The sequence below is a fragment of the Aerococcus agrisoli genome (assembly GCF_003797145.1).
Lineage (GTDB): Bacteria > Bacillota > Bacilli > Lactobacillales > Aerococcaceae > Aerococcus > Aerococcus agrisoli.
The window spans coordinates 31,093-55,321 of sequence record NZ_RKMG01000013.1; the positions used below are offsets into that span (position 1 = coordinate 31,093).

The window sequence follows — 24,229 nt, forward strand, 5'->3', positions numbered from 1 at the left end:
AATTGGAAAACGCCTACATTTTTGTCATAATAAGGATAAGTAAGTGCCTAATACAGTTTGCTTGATTCTTGTATGCGTTTACTTTGTTGCTACGTCGCTTTTTTTGGATTTTTCTGTTGGGATATTGTGTTACTTTTCACAAATTACTGATGCTGTAATATGTAACAGAACGATTATAACAAGTGTAACAACGTGTGTATTTTTAAAAATATAAAATCACTGTAATATAAGGGTTTTTAGCTTACTAATATTTATTGTTTCAAAAACATCCAAAATATTTTAAAAATAAATCGAAAAACTGTTGCTTTTTAGAATCATTAAAGGTATTATTATGTTAAATATTTCACTAACTAAAAACACAATCAATTCTGGTTGTGACAACATTAGCTTGCACGAGTTATTGAAAGATTTACCATATGGTTTGCTTTATCACAAAAGGACAAAAAGATAAGGAGCATGTATCATGTCAAAAAATGGTCAAAAAGTTATTTTAATCGGGGACGGCGCTGTAGGTTCTGCATTTGCATACGCAGCAACAATTCAAGGTGTAGGTAGAGAATTAGGTATTATCGATTTAGCAGAAGATCGCGTTGAAGGTGATGTGCTAGATTTAATCGATGCCCTAGCTTATACAGCACCTAAAAAGATTTATAAAGCAACTTACGCTGACTGTGCTGACGCAGATGTTGTAGTCATCACAGCTGGAGCGGCACAAAAACCAGGTGAAACACGTTTAGATTTAGTAGACAAAAACCTACGTATCTTCAAATCTATGGTAGATCAAATTGTAGCATCAGGTTTTGATGGTATCTTCTTAATCGCAACAAACCCAGTAGATATCTTGACTTACGCAACTTGGAAATTCTCTGGCTTCCCTGCTAACCGTGTTATCGGTTCAGGTACTTCATTAGACTCTGCTCGTTTCCGTCAAGAATTAGCACACAACTTAAACGTTGACGCACGTAACGTGCATGCATACATCATGGGTGAACACGGTGATACTGAATTCCCTGTATGGTCTCATGCAAACATCGGTGGCCAATCAATTCATGAATGGGTGAAAAATACATCTGCTGTTGATGAAGAAACTTTAGTAAACATCTTCTACGAAGTACGTGACAAAGCTTACAAGATTATCGGCAAAAAAGGTGCTACTTACTACGGTATCGGTGTTTCTCTAGTTCGTATTTTAAAAGCAATCTTAAATGATGAAGATGCGATTTTACCAGTATCTGTATATTTAGATGGCGAATACAACCAAAAAGACATCTACATTGGTGCGCCAGCTATCATCAACCGCGAAGGTGTTCGTTCAGTTATTGAAGCTGACTTAAGCGACCACGAACAACAACAAATGGACCTATCTGCAGGTAAATTAAAAGATACTTTAGATACAGCATTTGCTAACTTAGACATCTAAGAACATATAAAACTTAATAACAACAGAAGCGCCTGGATATCAAATCCAGACGCTTCTTTTTTTGCTACATATATATTATTATCAGTATCGCCGCTAGTTAGAACAAGCCAAACGCTTTTAATAACGAAATCCAAATGACTAAAGTAATGATGGATAGGATAGTTGAGATCACGACGATTTGGTTGGCAAGTTTACCATCTGCCCCTGCTGCAACTGCTTGGGCATATGACGAAACTTCTGTTGGTCCAGCAAAGGCAATCAAAATAGAAATAATGGCATCGTTTCTAAAACCGAGTAATGCACCCAAAGTGAGTGCAATTAATGGGAAGATGATTAATTTGATGGTTAAGGTAAAAATCAAGGCACCCTTGGATGCTTTAATATTGTCAATAGAGAAGGTACCACCTAAAACCATTAAGGCAAGTGGTGCAACCATGCGCGTCACATTGGTTAAAGAAGTATCAAGAAATACGGGAAACTGAATATGCAATAACACTGCGATAACCCCAATAATGGTCGCAATCACCATTGGATTGGTGAAGACTGTTTTCGCCATATCCTTAACCGAAAGTTTGGTGTCTGAATACAAAGAGAAACCAATGACAGACATAATACTCCAGAACGGCACGATGATGGCAATAATAATGGTTACCATACCCATGTTATTCTCCCCTAGTAGGGCTGTCCCCAAAGGTAAACCAAACAGGATAGCATTGGAACGAACCGAACCTTGTAACATGAGGCCGTAGCGCGATTTATCTGTTTCGATACGCGGAATGAGCATGGCCAAAATAAAGAATACCACTAGGGCAATAATGAGAATATAGGCTAGCGCGAACCCGTTGAAAGCTTGCTGAAAGTCGGATTTATAGATATTGGTAAATAAATTTATGGGTAATAAGATTGCAAAAAGTGCTTTATTTAAATCACGAAATGTTGACTGTTTCATCAAACCCGTCTTCGCCAACAGAAGACCAATCAACATATACACAAGCATAGGCATAACGGCATTAAAGCCAATCATTAAATAAGCAAACATAATACGCCTCCAATTGAAATTTTCATAACGCATTTATTGTAGCACACGTATGCGCAGGTCTAGGAAAATCCGCAAAAAAAGATCAAACCTCGCGCTAAACGCATCACTTGATCTTTAAATGACTGATTCATAAGATAAAGCCTTAGAACAAACCGAATACTTTCATCAAGGTAATCCATACTACCAAGGTGAACATAGATAAGATTGTAGAGAATACCACCACTTGGTTGGCTAACTTACCATCTCCACCAGCTGCCACAGCTTGGGCATATGAAGATACTGCCGTTGGTCCCGCAAAGGCAATCAGAATTGAGATAATGGCATCATCTCTAAAGCCTACAAGGGCACCTAAAGTAATGGCAATTAATGGTAAGATAATCAACTTGTTGCTTAGGGTGAAAATCAATGACTTACCTGAATTACGAATATCTTTAAAGGAGAATGTACCACCCATGACCATCAAGGCTAATGGCGATACCATACGATTAATGTTGGTTAAGGTCGTATTGATAAATGTTGGAAATTGAATATTAAATAATACCACTAGGATACCAATAATCGTTGCAATGACCATTGGGTTGGTAATCACCGTTTTACCCATTTGTTTAAAGGAAACTTTGCTATCTGAGTAAAGTGAGAAACCTACCACAGACATGATATTCCAAAAAGGCACAATAATGGCAATCGTGATGGTCACCATACCCATATTACTTTCACCTAACAAGGCTGTTCCCAAGGGTAACCCAAACAAAATGGCGTTTGACCGAACAGAACCTTGCAACATTACCCCGTAGCGTTTTTGCTCTGACTCAAATTTTGGAATCACAAAAGCTAAAATGGCATACAAAGTTCCTGCAGTAATTAAAATAAACGCCAAAGCTGATGCGTTAAAGGTTTGCTTAAAATCAGATATATAAATATTAGTAAATAAATTGATAGGCAATAGAATCGAGAAAATTGCCTTATTAAACTCTTTAAATGATGATTGCTGAATCATACCTGATCTGGCAAATGTTTGCCCCATCAACATGTACATAACCATGGGCATAACGGCGTTAAACCCAATCATTAAATAACCAAACATAAAATTCCCCCACGTTATCCGTATATTTTCTTAACATTGCATCAATTGTAGCATATTCACAAAAGGCGTGGGCAAAGGAAAAAGACCAAAGCCACAAAATATATGACTTTGGTCTTTTCAGTTTGTTTCAATAATGATTATTCACCAATACGATCGATTTCGTGGTGAACACCTTTGAATTTTTCGTTGAATAATGGTGAAACTGAACGGTTTTCGTGGATACGAACGATTGCTTCTGCAATCAATTCTGAAACCGTTACTTGTTTGATCTTATCAATTTTTTTATCTTCAGATAAGAAGATTGAGTCAGAAACGATCACTTCGTCTAAGACAGAATCATCCAAACGTTGGATAGCTGGGCCTGAAAGTACAGGGTGTGTACAACAAGCAACAACTGATAAGGCACCAGCATCTTTGATTGCTTTCGCTGCAAGTGTAATTGTACCGGCAGTATCAATCATATCATCGATGATGATCGCATGGCGACCTTCTACGTTACCAACGATGTTCATCACTTCAGCAACATTTGCTTTAGGACGACGTTTATCGATGATAGCGATAGGCGCTTTTAAGAATTCAGCAAGTTTACGTGCACGTGTTACCCCACCGTGGTCTGGTGAAACAACAACAACATCTGAATCAGTATATTTCTCATTATTTAAGAAGTATTCTGCTAATAATGGCGCACCGTATAAGTGGTCCACTGGCACTTCGAAGAAACCTTGGATTTGAGCTGCATGTAAGTCTAAAGCTAAGATACGAGTTGCACCCGCATTTTCAATCATACGTGCTACTAATTTAGCTGTAATCGGTTCACGTGGTTGTGCTTTACGGTCTTGACGTGCATAACCAAAGTAAGGAATTACAATGTTAATTGTTTTGGCACTTGCACGACGACAAGCATCAATCATAATTAACAATTCCATTAAGTTGTCGTTTACAGGATCTGATGTTGATTGAATAATGTAAACATTGTCCCCACGAATTGATTCCTCAATCGCAATTTTAATTTCACCATCGCTGAAATGTGATACTGAAATTTGTCCTAAAGGTACACCCATAGAACTTGCAATTTTCCCAGCTAGTTCTTGATTTGAACTTAGCGAAAAGATTTTTAGCCCATAATCGGCTTCTGCTACTGACATTATTTTTACCTCCACTATACTGATATAATCAGACACTCTTTATCGTACCCATTCTACCATATAAACCCCTACTTTGTTAGTGAAATAATTAAGGGTAATATGTGAATTCAATGACAAAACTTGTGAAACTTAATCTTTTTTAGATATTGCTAGGTGATTCCAGAAACCTTCTTTGTTTTCTTGACGAGATCGTGCAATACCCAAAGCTTTGCTAGGTACATCTTTTGTAATGGTTGAACCTGCTGCTAGGAAGGCATTTTCAGCAATATTTACTGGTGATACGATGGTTACATCTGAACCGATGAATGAGTTATCACCGACAGTTGAGTGGTGTTTGTTAACGCCGTCGTAGTTGGCGAAAATAACGCCGCATGAAACGTTGATATTCTTACCTAATGTAGCATCACCGATGTAAGTTAGGTGTCCTACTTTTGTCCCAGCACCAATATGCGCTTTTTTAATTTCTACAAAGTTACCAATATGCGCATTTTCGTCAATGATAGAGTTTGGACGTAAGTGTGCGTTAGGTCCGATGTCTACGCCATCTTTGACTTCACTTTCTTCGATTTCTGAAGAACGCACTTTGACATTGTTACCGATAATTGAATCGCGAATTGTTGTACCCGCATAGATATGGTTGTCTTCACCAATAACGGTTTTACCTTTGATGTAAACATTTGGTTCAATTACCGTATCTGCACCGATGACAACATCAGCTTCGATGTATGTAGCATCCAGATCAACGATTGTTACACCGTTACGCATATGTTTTTCGTTGATACGTTTGAAAGCTGTTTTGTTGGCTTGCGCTAAGGCTACGCGGTCATTTACACCTAATGATTCGTCTAAGTTATCCATTTGGAAGGCACCAACAGCATGGCCATCTTCTTTCAAGATTTCAATTACGTCTGGTAGGTAGTATTCACCTTGGGCATTGTCGTTACCAACTTTGTTTAAGGCTTCAAATAATAAGGCATTATCAAAGACATACGTACCTGTGTTGATTTCTGTGATTAGTTTTTCAGCATCGTTGGCGTCTTTTTCTTCCACAATTTTCATTACGTGGTCGTCTTTATCACGAACGATACGGCCGTATCCAGTTGGTACATCAGCTGGTGCAGTTAGGATAGTTGCTTTATAACCTGATTGTTCATGGGCATCGATTAAACGGGTAATTGTTTCTGCTGTAAATAAAGGTGTGTCTCCACAAATCACTAAAGTAGTACCTTCTTTGGCAGCTAATTGATCTGCAGCTTGTTGTACTGCATGACCTGTACCCAATTGCTCAGTTTGTACAGTATAGCTTGTACGGTCCCCTAATAATTCTTGGACTGCTTCAGCACCGTGACCTACAATTGTCACCACTTCATCAATACCTGCATTATTTACACTTGTTAACACATGGTCTACCATCGCTTTACCTGCAACTGGATGTAAGACTTTGTATAATTTAGACTTCATACGAGTCCCTTTTCCTGCTGCTAGAATCACTGCATAACGGTCGCTCATCTTTTTCCTTCACTCCTCAACATTCTTGATAACTTCTATTTTCTTATTCATTGTAACCCAAGATTAGCTGACTAGACTAGTCTAATTACTCTTGGTTCGTTTTAGGGCCACTATGTTTGCGGTAACCCTTATTTTTACTATCACGACTACGGTTTTTCTTACGTACTTTTGGTTTTGGTCCTTTTTGTTGGACGCTTGGTTTGGCTTTTGGTTTGTGTTGACGTGGCGCTTCCCCTTCATGATTCGGGTCATTGCCTTCAATGTCTTCACGTGGTTGATCTTCTGGTGAGACATCCGTTAATTGACCGCCATAGGTATAGAAGGCTTTCAATTCAATGTTTTCACCTGTATTTTTCTTCAATTCACGTAATGAACGTTCATTCACAAAAGTGATCACTAAACCATATTTACCCATACGACCCGTACGACCAGCACGATGTAAGTACTGTTCAGGTGTTGCCGGTAAATCGTATTGGATAACCATTGGTAGCTCGTCGATATCTAACCCACGTGCTGCCACATCTGTGGTGAACAGGTAGGTATACTCGCCTTTCGCAAATTTATTAATTGCTTGTTGACGATTTTGTGCAGCCATTTTCGAATGTAAATAAGCTGTTTCAATATGGTTAAATTGTAATTTTTGTTGCAATTGTTCAATTTCAGCCATGGTACGTACAAAGACTAAGGCTTGCATGCCTTTGACTTGGGCTAAACGACGCAACATGTCATCACGTTTACGGACTGGCACAGTAATGTAACCATCTACACGTTGTTTTTCAAAAGCGTCACCAATGGCATCCGCTGAGATTTCAACAGCCGGTCCGTTCAACATATCTTGGGCTAACCCAGCTAAGGTATCCGGTACGGTTGCTGAGAATAAGGCAACTTGTGCTTTACCAGGCATCTTTCTTACTAATGATTTGGTTTGTTTAATATGTTCTTCGTCTAATAAAGCATCGGCTTCATCAATGATGATGGTTTCCACTTCATGGACTTTCATCTTACGTTGATCAATTAATTCAATCATACGACCAGGTGTCCCTACGACAATATCTGGATGGTCTTTCAATTTTTCGATTTGGCGTTTCACATTCGCCCCACCGATAATTTTAGTAGATTTAAAGTTTAAGGCACGTGCCCAATCTTGGACTACATCACCCACTTGGCTAGCAAGCTCTTGTGATGGCACTAAAACAACTAATTTTAGGCCGCCACGGAAATTACCTGTAGTACTACGTTCATCGGCCATTCGGCTTAAAACTGGTAAAAGGTAGGCAAGTGTTTTTCCAGATCCAGTTGGCGCTGAACCAATCACTGCTTCTTTATTGTACATAGCTTCAAATGTATTGGTTTGAATGTCAGTTGCTTGGTCAAAACCATTGGCTAACCATTTTTCTTGTAAGGCTTTCGGGAATTTTTCCACAATACCACTAATACCACTTACTTGTGTTTCATTTTCGTTCATCTTGTTCCTCAATTTCTCTCTTGTGCTTTGTGGCGCCTATTTTTTCTTAGGATCTGCCACAATAAACATCTCTTCGTTCAAATTGTCCGAAAAGATTTGCTCTGCATCGACGCGTTCTGCGACGACCGTGCGTTCTTTTGTTTCTGGGTCTAATAGAATATATGATTCTGTTAGGTCAGATGCATGGGTTACTTTTTCTTCAGCTACTTCATATTTTGGTAAATCAATGCTCGTACGGTCTACAACATCGTCATCGTATTCTGCTACTGGAGCTGGTGGAACTGGTGTTGTTTGCAAGCCATCGACACCTTTTCTATGATTCAATTCTGAAATGATGACGTCTGCTGTTGCATCAATTGAAGCACTCGTTGTAGCGGCAGTAGCCTGATTACTTGCTGAGACTTCTGCTAGATCAAGATCCTCTTTTTCGCTAAAGTAGCCATGCGCTTGGGCGCGTTCTGCTTGCTTAGCTGCATGATTTTCTCTGATTGTATTGCTTGTTACGGCACCTTCTTGTTCAGCGACATAATCAATCGCTTCGGTTAATCCTGAAACCGCGCGGTCAATATCTGTTGTCAAATGTACGGCCACGATTTCGGGACGGTTATTCAAACGGATTGGGAATGAAGACGCGCCAATACCGCGTGAAACAACCATTTGTTTGGCTGGATTACCTGGTAAGTAGAACACACCGGATGTATACTTCGGTAAACGTCCTTGACCAGGTGCAAATAGTCCGCCAATAAATGGTAGGCGAATTTGACCTCCGTGCGCATGTCCTGAAAGGACTAAATCTGGTGATTTATCAATATTTTCATGATAACGCAAGAAAGCTTCTGGGTGGTGCGCTAATAAAATCTTTGGCTGCATTTTTTGCTCAGTTGTTAATGAAACTGTGCGTAAAGCATCGCCGTTTAAGAAGTGTCGATTTGCTTTGTCATCTAGTCCCATCAAGGTAATTGCTTGTCCTTTATAGGTATAGGTGATGGCACGGTCGTTTAAATGTACCACACCGGCTTTGGCCATGGCACGAATCAACATGTTTTGATGTAGGGATACGGCATCATGGTTGCCAAAGGTCGCAAAAGTTGGTGCAATGTCTGTTAAGGCACGTAAGAAGGTGTATAGCTCAGCTTCTTCTAGCCCAGTTGCATCCGTTTCAATCATGTCCCCAGATAAGGCAATGATATCTGGTTGAATCTCAGCTACTTGTTTCACAATCGCATTCACATCCACCATTTGGTTGGGTAGATGAATATCAGATAGATGGGCGATGGTAAAGCCATTCAAGGCATTATCAAATCGCGGATTTTCTACAAAATAATCCGTTGTCCCTACTGAAAAATTCTGTCCATAAACATAGGCCGCCCCTAAGACTATTGTCCCCATACCTAGTAATGTATTGAAAGCTCCTTTTTTTGCCATTATGATCCTCCTTGTTTGCTGAATAGTTCTTCCCCAGCTTGTCCCTGTCTTCTGTGTTGGTGAAAAATGGGCAAACTGGTCTTGACTGACGATCGCTTGCTTTGTTCTCTATTCTAACATATTGGGGCTAATCCTTATAACACAAAGGCAATAATTCCCGTCATTTCCCTATTTTTTCGACCTTTGCTAGTCTTAAGGTGCGACTGTCCTTTTTACAGCTGGCTTATTAGTGCCAAAATTGGGAGGTGCGTGGTATAATAGCCTATTGTGAAGGGACTATTTGTCCTAGTAAATTTTGGAGAAAGGAGATCAAGAAATGGCCAGTGAACGTATTGAGAATGCCTTAACGCTGCTGCCCGACCAACCAGGTTGTTATATTATGAAGAATGCCAATGATGATATTATTTATATCGGTAAGGCTAAGAATTTGAAGAATCGGGTCCGGTCTTACTTTAAATCGTCGCATACGGGGAAAACAGCGCAATTAGTTAGTGAAATTCATCATTTCGACTATATTGTGACCCAGACGGATAAGGAAAGTTTGTTGCTTGAAATCAATTTGATTCAAAAGCACCAACCCCACTACAATATCAAGTTGAAGCATGGGACCATGTATCCTTATATCAAGATTACCAATGAACGCGACCCGCAAATTATTATTACATCAATCGTTGAGAATGATGGTGGTGAATATTTTGGTCCCTATCCTAATGTCTATGCGGCTACTGGCACATTGGATTTGTTGCAGAAGACCTATCCATTGCGTAAGTGTGGGAAAAATGAAAAACGCGCCTGCTTTTACTACCATCTCGGCCAATGTATCGGTTGCTGTGACCATGAAGTGTCACTAGAGGAATACGAAGCACAAAAAACCAAGATTCGTAGTTTCTTGAACGGGAATGTACGTAGCATCAAGAATGTCTTGAAAGAAAAAATGGTCGCTGCATCAGAAGACTTGCAATTTGAACGTGCCGCTGAATATCGCGACCAAATCAACTATATTGAGCAAACGGTTGAACCACAAAATATCATGAGTAAGGAATACAATGATCGTGACGTTTTTGCTTACTACTTCGATAAAGGTTGGATATCTATCCAAGTCTTCATGTTGCGACAATTTTCGATTATCAAACGTGATTCGGCCTTATTCCCTGTTTATACAGAACCCTTGGAGGAATTGACTTCTTACATCGTGCAATTCTATCAACAAGCCAACCATACGAAACCTAAAGAAATTTTGGTGCCAGCTGGTTTGGATAATAAATTGCTGTCAGAGACAATTGAAGTCAAAGCGACAACGCCTAAGCGTGGTTCAAAACACAAGGTCTTAGAAATGGCACAACGTAATGCGAAAATCGCCCATCTGGATAAATTCCGCTTGTTGGCGATGAAGCAACAAAAAACAACCGGTGCCATTGAACAATTGAGTGAAGCTTTAAATCTACCTTACTTAAAAATCATCGAAAGTTTTGACCACTCGAACATCCAAGGGACCAACCCGGTTTCAGCCATGGTGGTTTATGAAGATGGTCGCCCCAACAAGTCTATGTATCGTAAATTCAAGATTAAGACTGTTGAAGGGGCCAATGAATTTGCGACCACCCAAGAAGTCATTCGTCGTCGTTACGGGCGTCTATTAAAAGAAAATGGGCAAATGCCTGATTTAATACTAATGGATGGTGGTGCAATTGAGGTCAATGCTGCCCGTGAAGTCTTGGAAGATGAACTCGGTTTAGACATTCCTGTGGCTGGTATGGTCAAAGATGATAAGCATAGAACGGCTAATATGATTTTTGGTGACCCATTAGAAATCGTGCCTTTGGATCCAAGGTCACAAGCCTTCCATCTATTACAACGTATTCAAGATGAGGTCCACCGTTTTGCCATTACCTTCCACCGTAAAACACGGAGTAAGCAATCCTTTACATCTAAAATGGATGCCATCGAAGGTGTAGGTCCTAAAACAAGAACGAAGGTTCTACGTCACTTTAAGACCATGAAGGCCGTCCGTGATGCTAGCATCGCCGATATTCAAGCCCTATCCATTCCAGAAAAAGTAGCGATTGAGATCCACAAGGTCGCTTGGGATGGGCAAAAAGATAATCCTTATGAACAAGCGGAAGCTGATACTGCGCAAACGGTATTAGATGCTGATGCTATGAATCAAGAGACTGAATAACATAGCATAAGAAAAGCACTTAGGACGTGAAAGCATGTCCTAAGTGCTTTTTTGTGACCATAATTGTAATCAGCAATGGCGCGTTAACTGACTACGAATTTAAACGTGAAAAGATTACTGGGCTAATTTTTCGACAGCTGCGATGAGATCATCAATTTTCTTTTCTGTGCGCGTCATCAAATAGACTGACACAAAAATAGGAAAACCAACGTTTCCAATCAGTTGCATCCAAACATCCATGGTATCCATCTTCGTCACCTCCTTAGAAAGAAGAACGAAAAAAGATGGTAAAACGACAAGTTTCGCCGTTTTACCATCTTACATTTATTGATTATTTGTTGTTTGGATCAATTTCTGGGTCATAGTTGACTTCGGCATCAAAGTCATCCGGATTTAACATACCGGCTTCTTCATTGCCTACACGGTCAGCTGCTAAGATAACATCTTTCGCATTTTCCACCTTACCGAAATCTGTGCGATCAGGTGTATTATAACCTGAAATGCTGTAAGGTTTCTTATCTTGCTTTCCCGTTTCGGGGTCAACTTCTGCCTCCTGTGTACCACCAATTACAAAACTGTTACGTACTGCTGAACTTTCTGAACCTGGTTTCGCATCTAATTGGATACGTTCAGCTGGCGCTGGTGCACCTGCTTGGTTGTAGTCGTTTGCTTCTACAGTAAAGCTTTCTTTGATTGCTGATACTGCTTCGCCTGCTGCAAATGTTAATACAGCTGGTTGTGCAATGTTGGCTTCGTCTTGTCCAACTATATATGAACCACGTAATGCTGATGAAGTTGCTGATGCTTCAGTTGATTCCGCTGCATCATTACCACCGATTACAAAGCTATCGCGCACTGCTGAACTTTCTGAAGCTGGTTTCGCATCTAATTGGATACGTTCAGCTGGCGTTGGTGCACCTGCTTGGTTGTAGTCGTTAGCTTCTACAGTAAAGCTTTCTTTGATTGCTGATACTGCTTCGCCTGCTGCAAATGTTAATACAGCTGGTTGTGCAATGTTTGCTTCGTCTTGTCCAACTATATATGAACCACGTAATGCTGATGAAGTTGCTGATGCTTCAGTTGATTCCGCTGCATCATTACCACCGATTACAAAGCTATCGCGCACTGCTGAACTTTCTGAAGCTGGTTTCGCATCTAATTGGATACGTTCAGCTGGCGTTGGTGCACCTGCTTGGTTGTAGTCGTTAGCTTCTACAGTAAAGCTTTCTTTGATTGCTGATACTGCTTCGCCTGCTGCAAATGTTAATACAGCTGGTTGTGCAATGTTTGCTTCATCTTGTCCAACTACATATGAACCACGTAATGCTGATGAAGTTGCTGATGCCTCTTCATTAGCATTTTCGTCAGCTTCACTTGTTGCCGCATCTTCTGCACCAATCACAAAGTTGTCACGTACTGCTGAACTTTCTGAACCTGGTTTCGCATCTAATTGGATACGTTCAGCTGGCGCTGGTGCACCTGCTTGGTTGTAGTCATTAGCTTCTACAGTGAAGCTTTCTTTAATTGATGATACTGCTTCACCTGCTGCAAATGTTAAAACAGCTGGTTGTGAAATGTTTGCAGCACCTTGACCTACGACATAAGAACCACGAAGTGCTGATGAAGCATTTGTTGCTGCATCTGTTGAACCGGCATTATCTTCATCTGCTAAAGAGAATACTTCTTCATCATTTGTTACTTCATCAGCCGTTAATGCTTCTGCATTTGCATCTTCAGCATTCACAGCTTGATTTGCCGCAACGCCTGTTGCCACTGTTTCAGCAGGATGAATAGCAGTTGCATCTTCAGTGAAAGCTGGACGAGCTTCAGTATGGTATTCATTTGCTGGTGTATCCGGTGTTAAATCTAATTCTGAGAATTGTGCATCTAATTCAGCACCATGCTCATCCGTTAATAAACGGTAGAATAAAGCTGTTGCAATTTGTTGACGAACAGTAAATACAACGGCCAATACGATTGTAGCAATGGCAGCAATCACTGTTAAAATACCTGCTAAAACGTCAGAATTTAATACAAATAACGCTAGACCAGCTACTGCAGAAAGGACTGCACTAATTAAAAATGGTACGATAACGTTTTGTAAACCGATAACAAATAATTTACCAACATTACCTTTCATCATTGTTTTAGAAACTTTCAATGGTTTAGCACCAGATAGACGATCATTATCGTAAATTAAGTAGTTGTTCATTACTAAACGTAGTGTAATGAATGTTAAGGCTACGATAAAGATTAATCCACCAATAAAGGCATATGTAAGGAAGCTACCTGCTAATAAACCAGTCGCAACACTTGCATCAATGGTTGTACCTGAGAATAAAGTAGATAAGGCTGCAAAATCAGTTGTTACACTGAATAAGAAGAAGCCAATACCACCAATAACAGCCGCCAATAGTAATTGCCATAACGTAATTACTAAGTTGTATAAGAATTGGTTCCAAACATTACGCATATATTGACGTTTGAACGGTTCAAAAATGTTACCTAATCTAAATTTATCTTCGTCTACTAGACGTAAAGTCGCCCAAGTTAAACCTAATTCTAATGGTTGTGAAATGAAAATTGCTACAAGGAATGAAATTAAACTTGCGATTGTAACCATAAATGTTGGTGCTGTATCCGTATTTGCTGTACCTGTTACCACACTAACTAACCAAGTAATTAAACCTGTAATTAAGCCGGTGACAATCATAGCACCTAAAATTGGAAGGGTGTTTCCCTTCTGAATTGCTTTGGCTTCTTGATTAATACTAGAAGCCGTTCTTGAAATTTTATAACTCATAAATACACTCCCTTTTATTTTGATAAATTGTTAACCATGTACCCAATTTCAACGAAACTTTCCTCTAGACATGCCTAAATTCAATCATATGCCTTCATTATACATGATAGAGTCATCGTTTCTTAAATCATAAGTCTTGCGAATTGGGATTAATTTGTCATTTTGGGTAAATGAAATCTTTCTCTAACACGCATACCAATTTCATTTAAAGCATCCTCAGATTGAGGGTATATACCAATTTTATCTACAAAGCCATGATCCAAGCCTCGATAGCGGAAAAACGATGTCTGCACGCCATTGGTCATCAAGCGTTTGGCATAGGCTTCAGACTCCAAACGTAGGAAATCATACTCTGCTGTTACGATAATGGTTGGTGGCATCTGCTTGATAATCGCATCCGGTGCAAATAATGGTGACACCAAGGGATCCTTCAAATCCGCATCTTGGGCATACAATTTATTAATGTAATGCACACCAATACCAAGTGATTTCACGATAAAGGTAATGATTTCATCATTCTCATTAATGTCATATTCATCGATTGACCATTTATAATTACCCGTTTCCTTCATAGCCATATTTACAATTGGATATAACAATATCTGTTCTTTAATCCAATGATTACCTTCTTGAATATCATAAATTGTTAAGGCTGCTGCGATATTTGCGCCGGACGAGTCACCCATGATGGCCATTCTGTCTGGGTCTACACCTAATAATGTGGCATTATCTCTCACCCAACCTAGCATAGCCAGACCGTCAATAATGGCATGTGGGAAAGGATGTTCCGGTGCCAAACTGTAGGGGAAAGCAACTACTATAGAACCCGTCTTGTAGGCTATCCCTCGGCATGTATTCGTGATTGTATCAAAGGTCGTGCCAATAAAACCACCGCCATGTAAGTAGACAATCACAGGGGCAGGCTTTTTCGCACGAAACACTTCATCCGGATAAAAGACACGCGCATGCATCATACGTTCCTCAATCGGAAAGTCAAACTCACGAATGGTTATCCGGCCATTTGAAATATCCCGATTTAGCGTTGTCCCTACCAACCGGCGATATAAGAAGAGGAAGGGGTTATATTGTTTTTCAATAATATCGTTCAAATATTGAAGCATTGGCGTTGGGTCACGACGAATTTTAATCGAACCTAATAAGCGTTCATCCAATTGCCCCCCGACATCTGAATTGGGCAATTTTTTAATAATGAACTCCCCATTTGGAAATTCCTTCTTTGTACAACGATGTTTCATCGCTTCAACTTGTTCCCAGTAACGAATGTCTGGCTGGATTTTCGGTCGTCTTTGTCGACCAACTGTTGTTAGTATGCCCATTGTTCATTCCTTCCTTTGTCTGTCTATATTTTATTGGATATATATTTTGCATTCAAGAAATTCGCGGTTCCTTAATCAACTTCCTCACTATGCTTTTGTGCTAAGGCAAAAAAATACCCAGAGCCAAGCAAGCAGCCTGGATCCAGGTGATGTTCATATTCTAATATGATTAAGCGAATAGGTTAAACAAACCATAGCCTAAGAAGAATAAAAGCAAGGTAAACACAAAGTTACCAATCGCATATGTTGCAGCCGGTACTTTTTCCAAAATCGCTAACGGACGATGTTTCATGTAGAAGTAGTTACCGCCTGTCGCACGGTTTACATACAAAGCAACAAACCAGTATACGATAAAGGCTACAAAAGAAATTGCTAAACCTTCAAGACTAGGTGTCCATCCTGTTGTGAAGTAGGCAAAGAATGGAATTAGAATTGTGATCACGTGGTTTAAGAAATAGCTCAAACCAGATACATGATAAATTTTATTAATACGACTTGGCATAAAGAAAGAGAAGTAAGCATAAAGGCCAAAGTAGAATAGTACTTGCATAATCATTTGATCCCCTGTGACTAAATAAATCAGCCCCATAATAGTAGATAAACGACAAATATGAAGTGGCAAGGCCTGTTTTAAATCAAACTTCGTTTCAAAGTAATACCAAGAATATAGAAGGATTTGTTGTAAGATACTGATGACAAATAATACACGCCCAATTATGACTTGATTGGCTTCGATGAAATCACTGAAGACAAACATTGCAATCAGGATGGCAAAGAATGCCGCCAAGTATAAAATATGGGCTGTAGAAAATGCATTAATAAAGGGTGCATCGATACTTACACAGTTTACATAAAGTTTTTCTTTCAAAGCCTGCCATTTTGCCTTGCGACTGGCATTTTTTTCCATTGATTCCATGAATAATTCCACCATAATACTTTCAATCCCATTTTTCTACGTCTTTTCCTTCCTTATCTTACGAAATTTTTCGGCGCTTCACAAGCCAGAAGCACCTTGGAAACGTTTCGTTTTCGTAAAGTTTGTTTTTACAGGAAATTTACAATCAAAAAGGCTTAGCACCGGCACATATCCGATCTAAACCTTGTACTTTTGATATCATTAAGATGCAATTAACCACCTAAGGCTGCTTGCTCACGATCCATCTGTAAGACAATCGTTGCAAACATATCGCGTTCAAAGGCAAAGCGACCTGATTTAAAATGATAATCGATATTTTGACGGGTCATATAGGTCATATCCGCGATAGCTGTTGCGTATCCGCGTTTAAACAAACCTGTCACATAAAATTTCTTGCTATCTAGCTCTTGGAAAATATCCACCCATTTGGTCGGTTTACGGGCTGAAAAAGTAATATCCGTCATCGATAATAGCTTTTCTTCCTTGGCATATAAAACTTGTTTCACCGCATTAATGGCCATCAAGTCATCCCCAAGGAAATCCTCTGCTACCATGGCACCTTTAATCCACAATGGGGCTTGGATTTCATATAAAAACGCTACGACACGTGCGACAGGGTTTTGGTCTTGAACCGTACGTTGCCAATTAATCAGATGCATATTTAACAGGTTGTCCTCCATAAAATTTGCATTATAGAGCACATAGCCCGGACCTAAGTCGCTTGCTTGAGATAAGGCTGCATCGGAGAAGGTTAAGGATTGTGCAATATCCTCCGATAGACCCAAACCACCATTGATTTGAATCGGATAAATTGCCTCTTGTAATAGTCGATAATACAATACGGCTGTCATGGCATCGCGAAATAAAATGGATTGCTTGTGTACCAATTGATCAAGGGCTTGATAATCTGATAGCAAAGATGGTTCAAACTTCCCTTGTATCATGCCATGCGCTTGGTTAATAATTTCAACAGCTAATTCTTGGTCAGCGCCATCTACTTGATAAGCTGTTGTTAGCATTACGCCCATATCTTCCCTCCTTTTTCATATATTTATGTCATTATGTTGTGCAAATGTTACTTTCATCTTACCGAAGAACGGTCACAAATGCATTCTTTTCTGCAACATCTAATAGTAATTTTAGGAAGCGGTCAGCATAATGGCCCAAATGATCATGTAATTCATCAAAATGAACGATTTGAATCTCAAGTCTGTCTTGGTGAGCCATAAGTAAATCATGTAGGGCATCAAGATTGCGCCCATAATACTCTGGAAAATCTAAGGCATAGGCCAGGTAATCGTGTAAATCTGTACGGTCAAAAATATCTTGTCCATCAATCGAAATTCTGTACATTGGCTAGCTCCTTCCTCGTTTTCCCATTTGCTTAATATAACTGTTCAAAGCTTTCGTAATGATCGTCGGTATAATAGATGTCGCCATCATCCGAATAAATCAAACGTTCTGAACCACGGAAACCACCCTCATAATTGACATCGGCTTCACGGTATTCATCATCCGTTGGCAACACTTCTTCATAGTTACCAAAATAATCGCCACCGATTGACATTTGGTCCGTCACTTCCCAAAGATTCCCTTGGTTAGACACCCAGCCCAATTCCTCGGCCTCATCTTTGGTAATATAATTCACTGGCAATTCATCATATTGGTCGATATAGGCAGCCACTTCTTCTGGACTCGAATAAGCTTGGCCTTCCTCAACGACCACATCACTGCTGTTGGTTGAAGTCGAATTGCTCGTTTCACTTTGTCCACTCGCACTTGATACTGTGGTTTGGCTACTCGATACCTGTTGACTGCTTTGGCTTGTCGCTTGGTCGGGATTTGTAAAACTTTCAAACAATTGCATAGGATCTTGTGTGGCGACCAAACCTAACACAACAATCACTAAACCTGCGCGACTCTTTGGTTTTTTCAATAATTCTAGTATTTGTTGGGGCGTCTTTTGATTGCTCATGAAATCTTCCTCATTTCCTACTCAACATAAAACGCCCTTTTAGTCAAAAGGACGTTCTGGTAATGCTATTTTACATTAAATTCTGACAAATGTCTTTGTCTCAGGGTCATAAGCTTCAACAAAGCCTTTATCTGTATGGAGATGCCAACCGTGTACACGTAATTTTCCTTCAGCAATGCGATTCGCTACTACTGGATGTGTCAATAAGTGTTCATATTGGGCGATGATATTTGTTTTTTCCATTAAGTCACTTTGCGCAACTGGATCATGTTCAAGGTCTGCCAATTGATCTGCAATTGATTCCTTCACTGGGTTCAAACGACTCACCCAATTTTTCAAATGAGGCATATCGTCAATATTTACTGGTGGGTGTAAGCAAGTATTGCAGCCACCACAGTTAATATGACCTAAAAGAATAATATCCTCTACTTGTAGAGAAGTTACCGTAAAATCTAACCCTGCTTGAATTGATGGTAGTGGATCTGGATCATCATAGGCAGGTACGATATTCGCAATGTTTCTCATTTGGAACACTTCCCCTGGACCAGCCTGTAACAAACTTTCAACATTAATACGTGAATCCCCACAGGTGATCACCATGGTATGTGGTGCATGTTTTTGTGCCAAGGCTTCATAAGTTTCTCGGTGTGTTTGAAAATCAGTGTCATGAAATAGTTGGATTGCTTTTTTAAAATCTTTCATTTAACGATTCCTTCCCTTATTGAAATATCCTAATTATTTTATCATAAAAATCTAGTCCTTTTCTAAAATAACTACTGTTTATGTGAAAATAGCACAATCGCTATGTAAATTTGTATTTATGATTTATAATGTATGTTAATCATTCGCACGTATTTTTCACACATAAAAAGGAAGTGGACACATGTTACCAAACAAATCTATCAAACGAACAAGTATCCCCAAAGAATTGCAAAACACTAGTCGCACGGTACTTGGCGAGAAATTTGCTGAACTCCACCGCCAACTCCAAGAAACCGATAAAAGCATGTTGGTCATTATCGATGGTTGGGAATCTAGTGGCAAAGGCTTCTTACTGAAAGACCTGACCCGTGAACTAGACCCCAAACACTATGAAGTAGCCGTCTTCAATGAAACCGTACTCCAAGATGAGAAACGACCTTACTTATACCGCTTTTTCATGCGCTCACCTAAACGTGGCCAAATCGTTTTCTTCGACCGTTCATTCTATTATGAACTCTTCCATAATTTAGACATCAAAGAAAAACGCCTAGACCATTTGTTGCATGACATTTCATTCGTCGAAAAAGCGCTTCATGACGATGACACTCTAGTCTTAAAATTCTTCATCCATCAAACCAAAGACGAAATGGCAGACCGCATTAAAGACCTGAGCGACAAACCAGACTACGATGCTCTAGCAACCAAAGATGATCAACATCAACTAGAAAACTATAAAGCCTATCGCAAGCATTTTTCAAACATCCTAGAAAAAACGAATTCCGAAGATATCCCATGGCATATCTTATACGTGGATGGCCAAAAAGACCAATCTAGGGAAGCCTTAAAAATTTCTATTGATAAACTTGAACAATGGTTGGCAGCTGACTTAACCCGTCCGGCACAAAAAGACTTCCTATCCGGTTTAGAGACATCCGTAGCGCCCCTGAGTCAAATCAATCATAGCGTCACTTTATCGGAAACTGACTATGAATTGGAAAAAGAGGATCTGCAACAACAAGCAGCTGACCTTTTATACAAAGCATACAAAATGAACAAAGGAGTCATCGTGGCCTACGAGGGTAGCGATGCTGCTGGTAAGGGTGGCAACTATCAACGACTAACACGTCTCATGGATCCCCGTGGCTATGACGTGTCGACTGTTTCTGCGCCCAATGCCGAAGAAACAAGCCATCATTACCTATGGCGTTTCTACCGTGACTTCCCTAGCCTAGGTCGCATGACTATTTTTGACAGAACCTGGTACGGCCGGGTTTTAGTTGAGCGCATAGAAAACTTCACCCCGACCTATCGTTGGCAAGAAGCCTACGATGAGATCAACCAAATGGAACACAACTTAACCGAGCAAAATTATTTACTCTTAAAATACTTGATTGTGATTGATAAGGACACCCAATATGACCGTTTCATGGGTCGGGAAAAAGACCCTGACAAACAATATAAGATCACCGAAGAAGATTGGCGTAACCGTGACAAATTCGATGAATATGTCCAAGCCATGAATGACATGGTGCTGAAAACATCTACACCTGAAGCACCGTGGAAATTGATTTCCGGTGTCGACAAACGCCATGCGCGCATTGCCGTCCTTAAAGACTTCATTCAACGTATGGAAGCATTTTTAGATAAAAAATAAAAAGAACAGGGCCGCTATTTTTCATAGCAGCCCTGATTTTACATGCTTATAAATTTCGATTGTCGATAATTTGCAGTGGATAAATTGAATGGTGTCGACTAAATACATAAGCCACCGCACTCGTAATCACAAAGTAAGGTGTGTATTCAAAACCAAAGATTTCACCACCAATGAAAATCGGTGCAATCAAAGTGTTAGTTGCTGAACCAAATACACTCGTGTAACCTAATGCTGCAGCAAAAGGAATTGGCAATCCTACAACATGCGCGATCACTGCACCTAGTGATGCCCCAATTGAGAATAGTGGTGTTACCTCACCACCCCAGAAGCCTACACCTACGGTTAAAATTGTTAGGGACATTTTTAGCAACCAGTCATAAATATAAACCTTTTCACTACCAAAACTTGCTAAAATCAAATTACTCCCCGTACCTGCATAGCGTCCTTCATGAAGCAAAATGATACAAAGTGCTACAGCAATCCCACCAAGACCAATACGAATGACTGGGTTAGGGATTTTTTCCGCAAAGTAGTGTTTACTTTTCACTAAGATACGGCCAAAACTTGCACCCACAAAACCAAATATAATCCCGATTACACATAGTTTTAATAGTAGGATGTAGTCTAATTCAACATGTAAATGCAAAGGCATTTTGAAGGTTTTCAACCCTAAATACTCAGAGGTACTACTAGACACAAATGCAGCAATAAAGGTCGGCACCATGACTTGGTAACGTAATTTCCCTTTTTCTAGCATTTCCATTGCGAAAAAGGTTGCAGCAATCGGTGTACCAAACAAACCTGCAAACCCAGCAGCTACCCCAATCACAATGATATCCCCTGCATTTTGGGCTAATTTAAAAGTACGGTCAAACCAGTTAGCAATCGTACCACCGATTTGAACAGCCACACCTTCACGACCCGCACTACCACCAAATAAATGCGTCATCCATGTGCCCAAAAGTGCAAAAGGCACCAAGCGCAAGGGAATTTTGTCTTCTTTACCCTGGTCTACCAAGAAAAGTAAGGCTATTCCCTTATTACTTGTTTTGCCATACTTATATAAAAAGTAAACAAATATCATACCTGCAACTGGTAAGAATGGCACCAAGTAATAAAAATGCGTTAAACGAAAGGCCGATAATTCTACAATTACTTTACCAAATAGTGTTTCAAAAGCACCCACGGCTATCCCAATAAAGATACTCATTGCGATAAGATAGGCCACTTGTGCCATATGCTTCATACTGATATTAATGTTCATACAAGCTCTCCTCCTTTTTATGAAATTTTTTAAACCCATCAATTCATTATGCCATAAAAATTGATAAGCAGTTGATTTTAAATAAAAAAGACCCCTACACACAAAATCAAGTGGTAGAAGTCATCAGCAAAAATGCCGTTTCAGCAAGAACTGTGGGAGACATTCATTCCCCGATATTTCATTCATTATCTAATAAACTGATAGCGTTGTCAATTTGGATAAAAAAACAACCTACTAGCAAGTTGTAACACTCACCTAGTAGGCTGATATTAATGATTACATTGATTGTGTGCTCGCATTTGCTGGTGTTTGACTCAATAGCCAACTATAAGAATAGCCGGGGTCAGAACCCAATGCTTCTGCTTCTGCACGTGATTGGGCAATTTGCGCATCACTATACGCATCTAAAGCATCACTTGCTAAACCTAAACGGTCAATAATGATTTGTCGGTTTTCACTTTGGTCCGGCAGACTCGCTTCAGTCGCTTGACTGTCTGTGGTCGGTGCGACCTCCGTTGCAGTGTCTTCCACATCAGTAGTTGTTTCAGCTACTGGCGTCTCAGCGCTTGCTTGAGCTTCTGTTATAACAGCTTCACTCTCAGCTGACGCTTCAGTTGTAGTTGTCTCAGTTTCAGCAACTTCACTCGTCTCAACTTCTGCTGATGCACTTACATCACTCGCTTGAGTTGAGGCTTGGCTAGCTGTTTCACTCACTGCTACAGCACTTTCGCTACTTGCTTCACTTGAAGCAGCAACTTGACTTGTTTCATAGATTGCATTTGCTTGCTCATCTGCTTGAACTTGGCTAATAGTGTATCCAGCAACTAAGACCGTTGCTGTCAGTAATCCCATTACTACTTTTGGCGTTTTCATTACTATCACACCTTTCCTTACTTATAAGTCTAAAGAAAAAAGATAGTAGATTCAAACGATTCAAGGGACCTTAAAGCTTTCTTAATCCTTTCGCAAGGGTCAGTTAAATTTTAGCACTATATTTAGCGTTCAATAGAAGCTTTGATATCTTCAACAGAGTTTGAAGAATCAGCAGCTAAATTCGTGAAGCGACCATCGCCACCAACATATACTAATGAAGGAACAGTCTTCGCACCAACTTCAAAACGGAAATCAGCTAAAGCATCATCAGTAGCAGTATTTTCAGAATTTAAGAAGTAAGTATTTTCAACATCTTCACCTAAAGCAGCAATCAACTTAGGTAAATATTTACGAGAATATTGGCAAGTAGAACGACCAATAAACAATAATTTTGGTTCTTCTTCATCTAACATGCTATTGGCAACATTAGGTGAAACTTCCTTAAATTCTTTGATTAAATCCTCAAATTCTTCTTGGCTAACTGGTTGAATATTTTCAGTCATGGTAATGCCTCCTTGTATTGTATTAATACCTTCATACTAAGCGTTTACGCCCTAGAATTCAACAAATATGCATTTTAGGCAAATACTGGTAGAATAAGATAGATACTATACCGAGGAGAAAAAAATGAATATAGGTTTTATATCAGACTTACATATTGATCGAAGTAAACACTATCAAACCAAAGACTTCATTCAAACATTAACACAGATCATTCAGGATAAGGAATTAAACCAGCTCTACATTGGTGGCGATATTTCCAACCACTATCAGGACACCCTGAACTTTGTCGAAAACTTGCAAGAATTATCGCATAGTAAAATTTACTTTATTCCGGGCAACCATGATTTTTGGCAAGATCAACATGCCAAGAAAACCACACTGGCCATTAACGACATCTTCAAAAATCATCCTCAAAGCCTGCAAAATAAAGCACTCATGCTAAATAAAGATACAGCAATCGTTGGCCATAGCGGATGGTATAACCATGCCTATCATGCGCCGAACTTTACCGAAAACCAATTAGACAAGGGTCGATACAAATTAGTGACTTGGCAAGATAAGAATCGATTAGACTGGCAAGCATCTGATAAGGAAGTATCCCAATACTTTGCCCAAGAAACTCAGGCAACACTCAGCCATGCCTTAGAAGATCTTCACGCAAAAAACATTCTGCTGATGACCCACGTCATCACGATCCCAGAATTTACCATTCCCATGCCTAATCGCGTTTTTGATTTCTTTAATGCTTATATCGCAACTGATGATTTTCTACCATTCTATGAAGCATATCCAATCAGCCATAGCATTATGGGCCACGTACATATCCGCCATCAGATAGATAAAAACGGCAGCCACTTCATCAGCAATTCACTAGCATATGAACGCGAATGGCGTTCTCCTAATCTTTATCAAGAAATCACACAAGCTTTATATAT

The 24,229-nt window shown here is 39.7% G+C and carries 21 protein-coding genes; 4 read left to right on the forward strand and 17 right to left on the reverse strand.

Annotated features, from left to right (window positions below; genetic code table 11):
* The first annotated feature begins 463 nt into the window (after positions 1-463).
* Complete coding sequence (locus EF384_RS05180) at positions 464-1,420, forward strand: L-lactate dehydrogenase (RefSeq protein WP_123779937.1); 957 nt, start codon at positions 464-466, stop codon at positions 1,418-1,420.
* 97 nt (positions 1,421-1,517) lie between these two features.
* Here the strand turns inward: EF384_RS05180 and EF384_RS05185 are convergent, their stop codons facing one another.
* The 6 genes from EF384_RS05185 to EF384_RS05210 all read right to left on the reverse strand — a co-directional run bounded on the left by EF384_RS05185 (position 1,518) and on the right by EF384_RS05210 (position 9,087).
* Positions 1,518-2,459 (reverse strand): AEC family transporter, encoded by a 942-nt coding sequence (locus EF384_RS05185; protein ID WP_123779939.1) that lies wholly within the window; start codon positions 2,457-2,459, stop codon positions 1,518-1,520.
* A gap of 142 nt (positions 2,460-2,601) precedes the next feature.
* Entirely contained in the window at positions 2,602-3,543 is a 942-nt protein-coding gene (locus tag EF384_RS05190; RefSeq protein WP_123779941.1) for an AEC family transporter, read from the reverse strand.
* A 137-nt stretch (positions 3,544-3,680) separates the two neighbouring features.
* Entirely contained in the window at positions 3,681-4,688 is a 1,008-nt protein-coding gene (locus EF384_RS05195) for a ribose-phosphate diphosphokinase (RefSeq protein ID WP_123779943.1), read from the reverse strand.
* A 129-nt stretch (positions 4,689-4,817) separates the two neighbouring features.
* Positions 4,818-6,197, reverse strand: coding sequence for a bifunctional UDP-N-acetylglucosamine diphosphorylase/glucosamine-1-phosphate N-acetyltransferase GlmU (gene glmU / locus EF384_RS05200; RefSeq protein ID WP_123779945.1), 1,380 nt, complete (start codon positions 6,195-6,197; stop codon positions 4,818-4,820).
* Between the two features lie 85 nt (positions 6,198-6,282).
* Complete coding sequence (locus EF384_RS05205) at positions 6,283-7,662, reverse strand: DEAD/DEAH box helicase (RefSeq protein WP_123779947.1); 1,380 nt, start codon at positions 7,660-7,662, stop codon at positions 6,283-6,285.
* A gap of 36 nt (positions 7,663-7,698) precedes the next feature.
* Entirely contained in the window at positions 7,699-9,087 is a 1,389-nt protein-coding gene (locus tag EF384_RS05210; RefSeq protein ID WP_123779949.1) for a metallophosphoesterase, read from the reverse strand.
* A 316-nt stretch (positions 9,088-9,403) separates the two neighbouring features.
* Between EF384_RS05210 and uvrC the strand changes: the two genes are divergently transcribed.
* Positions 9,404-11,266, forward strand: coding sequence for an excinuclease ABC subunit UvrC (uvrC, locus tag EF384_RS05215; RefSeq protein ID WP_123779951.1), 1,863 nt, complete (start codon positions 9,404-9,406; stop codon positions 11,264-11,266).
* A gap of 114 nt (positions 11,267-11,380) precedes the next feature.
* Here the strand turns inward: uvrC and EF384_RS05220 are convergent, their stop codons facing one another.
* The 8 genes from EF384_RS05220 to EF384_RS05255 all read right to left on the reverse strand — a co-directional run bounded on the left by EF384_RS05220 (position 11,381) and on the right by EF384_RS05255 (position 18,999).
* A complete protein-coding gene (locus EF384_RS05220; protein WP_199729725.1) occupies positions 11,381-11,515 on the reverse strand; it encodes a YvrJ family protein in 135 nt (44 codons plus the stop codon).
* An 82-nt stretch (positions 11,516-11,597) separates the two neighbouring features.
* Positions 11,598-14,069: a DUF975 family protein gene (locus tag EF384_RS05225; RefSeq protein WP_123779953.1), complete on the reverse strand. Its 2,472-nt coding sequence runs from the start codon at positions 14,067-14,069 to the stop codon at positions 11,598-11,600.
* A 149-nt stretch (positions 14,070-14,218) separates the two neighbouring features.
* Entirely contained in the window at positions 14,219-15,406 is a 1,188-nt protein-coding gene (locus EF384_RS05230) for an alpha/beta hydrolase (protein ID WP_123779955.1), read from the reverse strand.
* Positions 15,407-15,575: 169 nt separating this feature from the next.
* Positions 15,576-16,322, reverse strand: coding sequence for a YwaF family protein (locus tag EF384_RS05235; RefSeq protein WP_123779957.1), 747 nt, complete (start codon positions 16,320-16,322; stop codon positions 15,576-15,578).
* Positions 16,323-16,534: 212 nt separating this feature from the next.
* On the reverse strand, positions 16,535-17,350 hold the full coding sequence (locus tag EF384_RS05240; protein ID WP_123779959.1) for a hypothetical protein: 816 nt from the start codon (positions 17,348-17,350) through the stop codon (positions 16,535-16,537).
* Positions 17,351-17,408: 58 nt separating this feature from the next.
* Positions 17,409-17,675, reverse strand: a complete 267-nt coding sequence (locus EF384_RS05245; protein WP_123779961.1) for a barstar family protein — start codon at positions 17,673-17,675, stop codon at positions 17,409-17,411.
* Between the two features lie 31 nt (positions 17,676-17,706).
* Complete coding sequence (locus tag EF384_RS05250) at positions 17,707-18,297, reverse strand: ribonuclease domain-containing protein (RefSeq protein ID WP_123779963.1); 591 nt, start codon at positions 18,295-18,297, stop codon at positions 17,707-17,709.
* 75 nt (positions 18,298-18,372) lie between these two features.
* Positions 18,373-18,999 carry a carbonic anhydrase gene (locus EF384_RS05255; RefSeq protein ID WP_123779965.1) on the reverse strand — a complete coding sequence of 209 codons (627 nt, stop codon included), beginning with the start codon at positions 18,997-18,999 and terminating at the stop codon, positions 18,373-18,375.
* A gap of 181 nt (positions 19,000-19,180) precedes the next feature.
* Here EF384_RS05255 and EF384_RS05260 point away from each other — a divergent pair, with 181 nt between their 5' ends.
* Entirely contained in the window at positions 19,181-20,653 is a 1,473-nt protein-coding gene (locus EF384_RS05260; protein WP_123779967.1) for a phosphate:AMP phosphotransferase, read from the forward strand.
* 46 nt (positions 20,654-20,699) lie between these two features.
* Here the strand turns inward: EF384_RS05260 and EF384_RS05265 are convergent, their stop codons facing one another.
* The 3 genes from EF384_RS05265 to EF384_RS05275 form a co-directional block, all read right to left on the reverse strand.
* Positions 20,700-21,917: a chloride channel protein gene (locus tag EF384_RS05265; protein WP_233570043.1), complete on the reverse strand. Its 1,218-nt coding sequence runs from the start codon at positions 21,915-21,917 to the stop codon at positions 20,700-20,702.
* A 276-nt stretch (positions 21,918-22,193) separates the two neighbouring features.
* Positions 22,194-22,790, reverse strand: coding sequence for a hypothetical protein (locus tag EF384_RS05270; protein WP_123779969.1), 597 nt, complete (start codon positions 22,788-22,790; stop codon positions 22,194-22,196).
* Positions 22,791-22,912: 122 nt separating this feature from the next.
* Positions 22,913-23,293: a bacterocin transport accessory protein gene (locus EF384_RS05275; protein WP_123779971.1), complete on the reverse strand. Its 381-nt coding sequence runs from the start codon at positions 23,291-23,293 to the stop codon at positions 22,913-22,915.
* A 124-nt stretch (positions 23,294-23,417) separates the two neighbouring features.
* Between EF384_RS05275 and EF384_RS05280 the strand changes: the two genes are divergently transcribed.
* Positions 23,418-24,229, forward strand: an 812-nt coding sequence (locus EF384_RS05280; RefSeq protein ID WP_123779973.1) for a metallophosphoesterase, incomplete at its 3' end; no start/stop codon positions are given.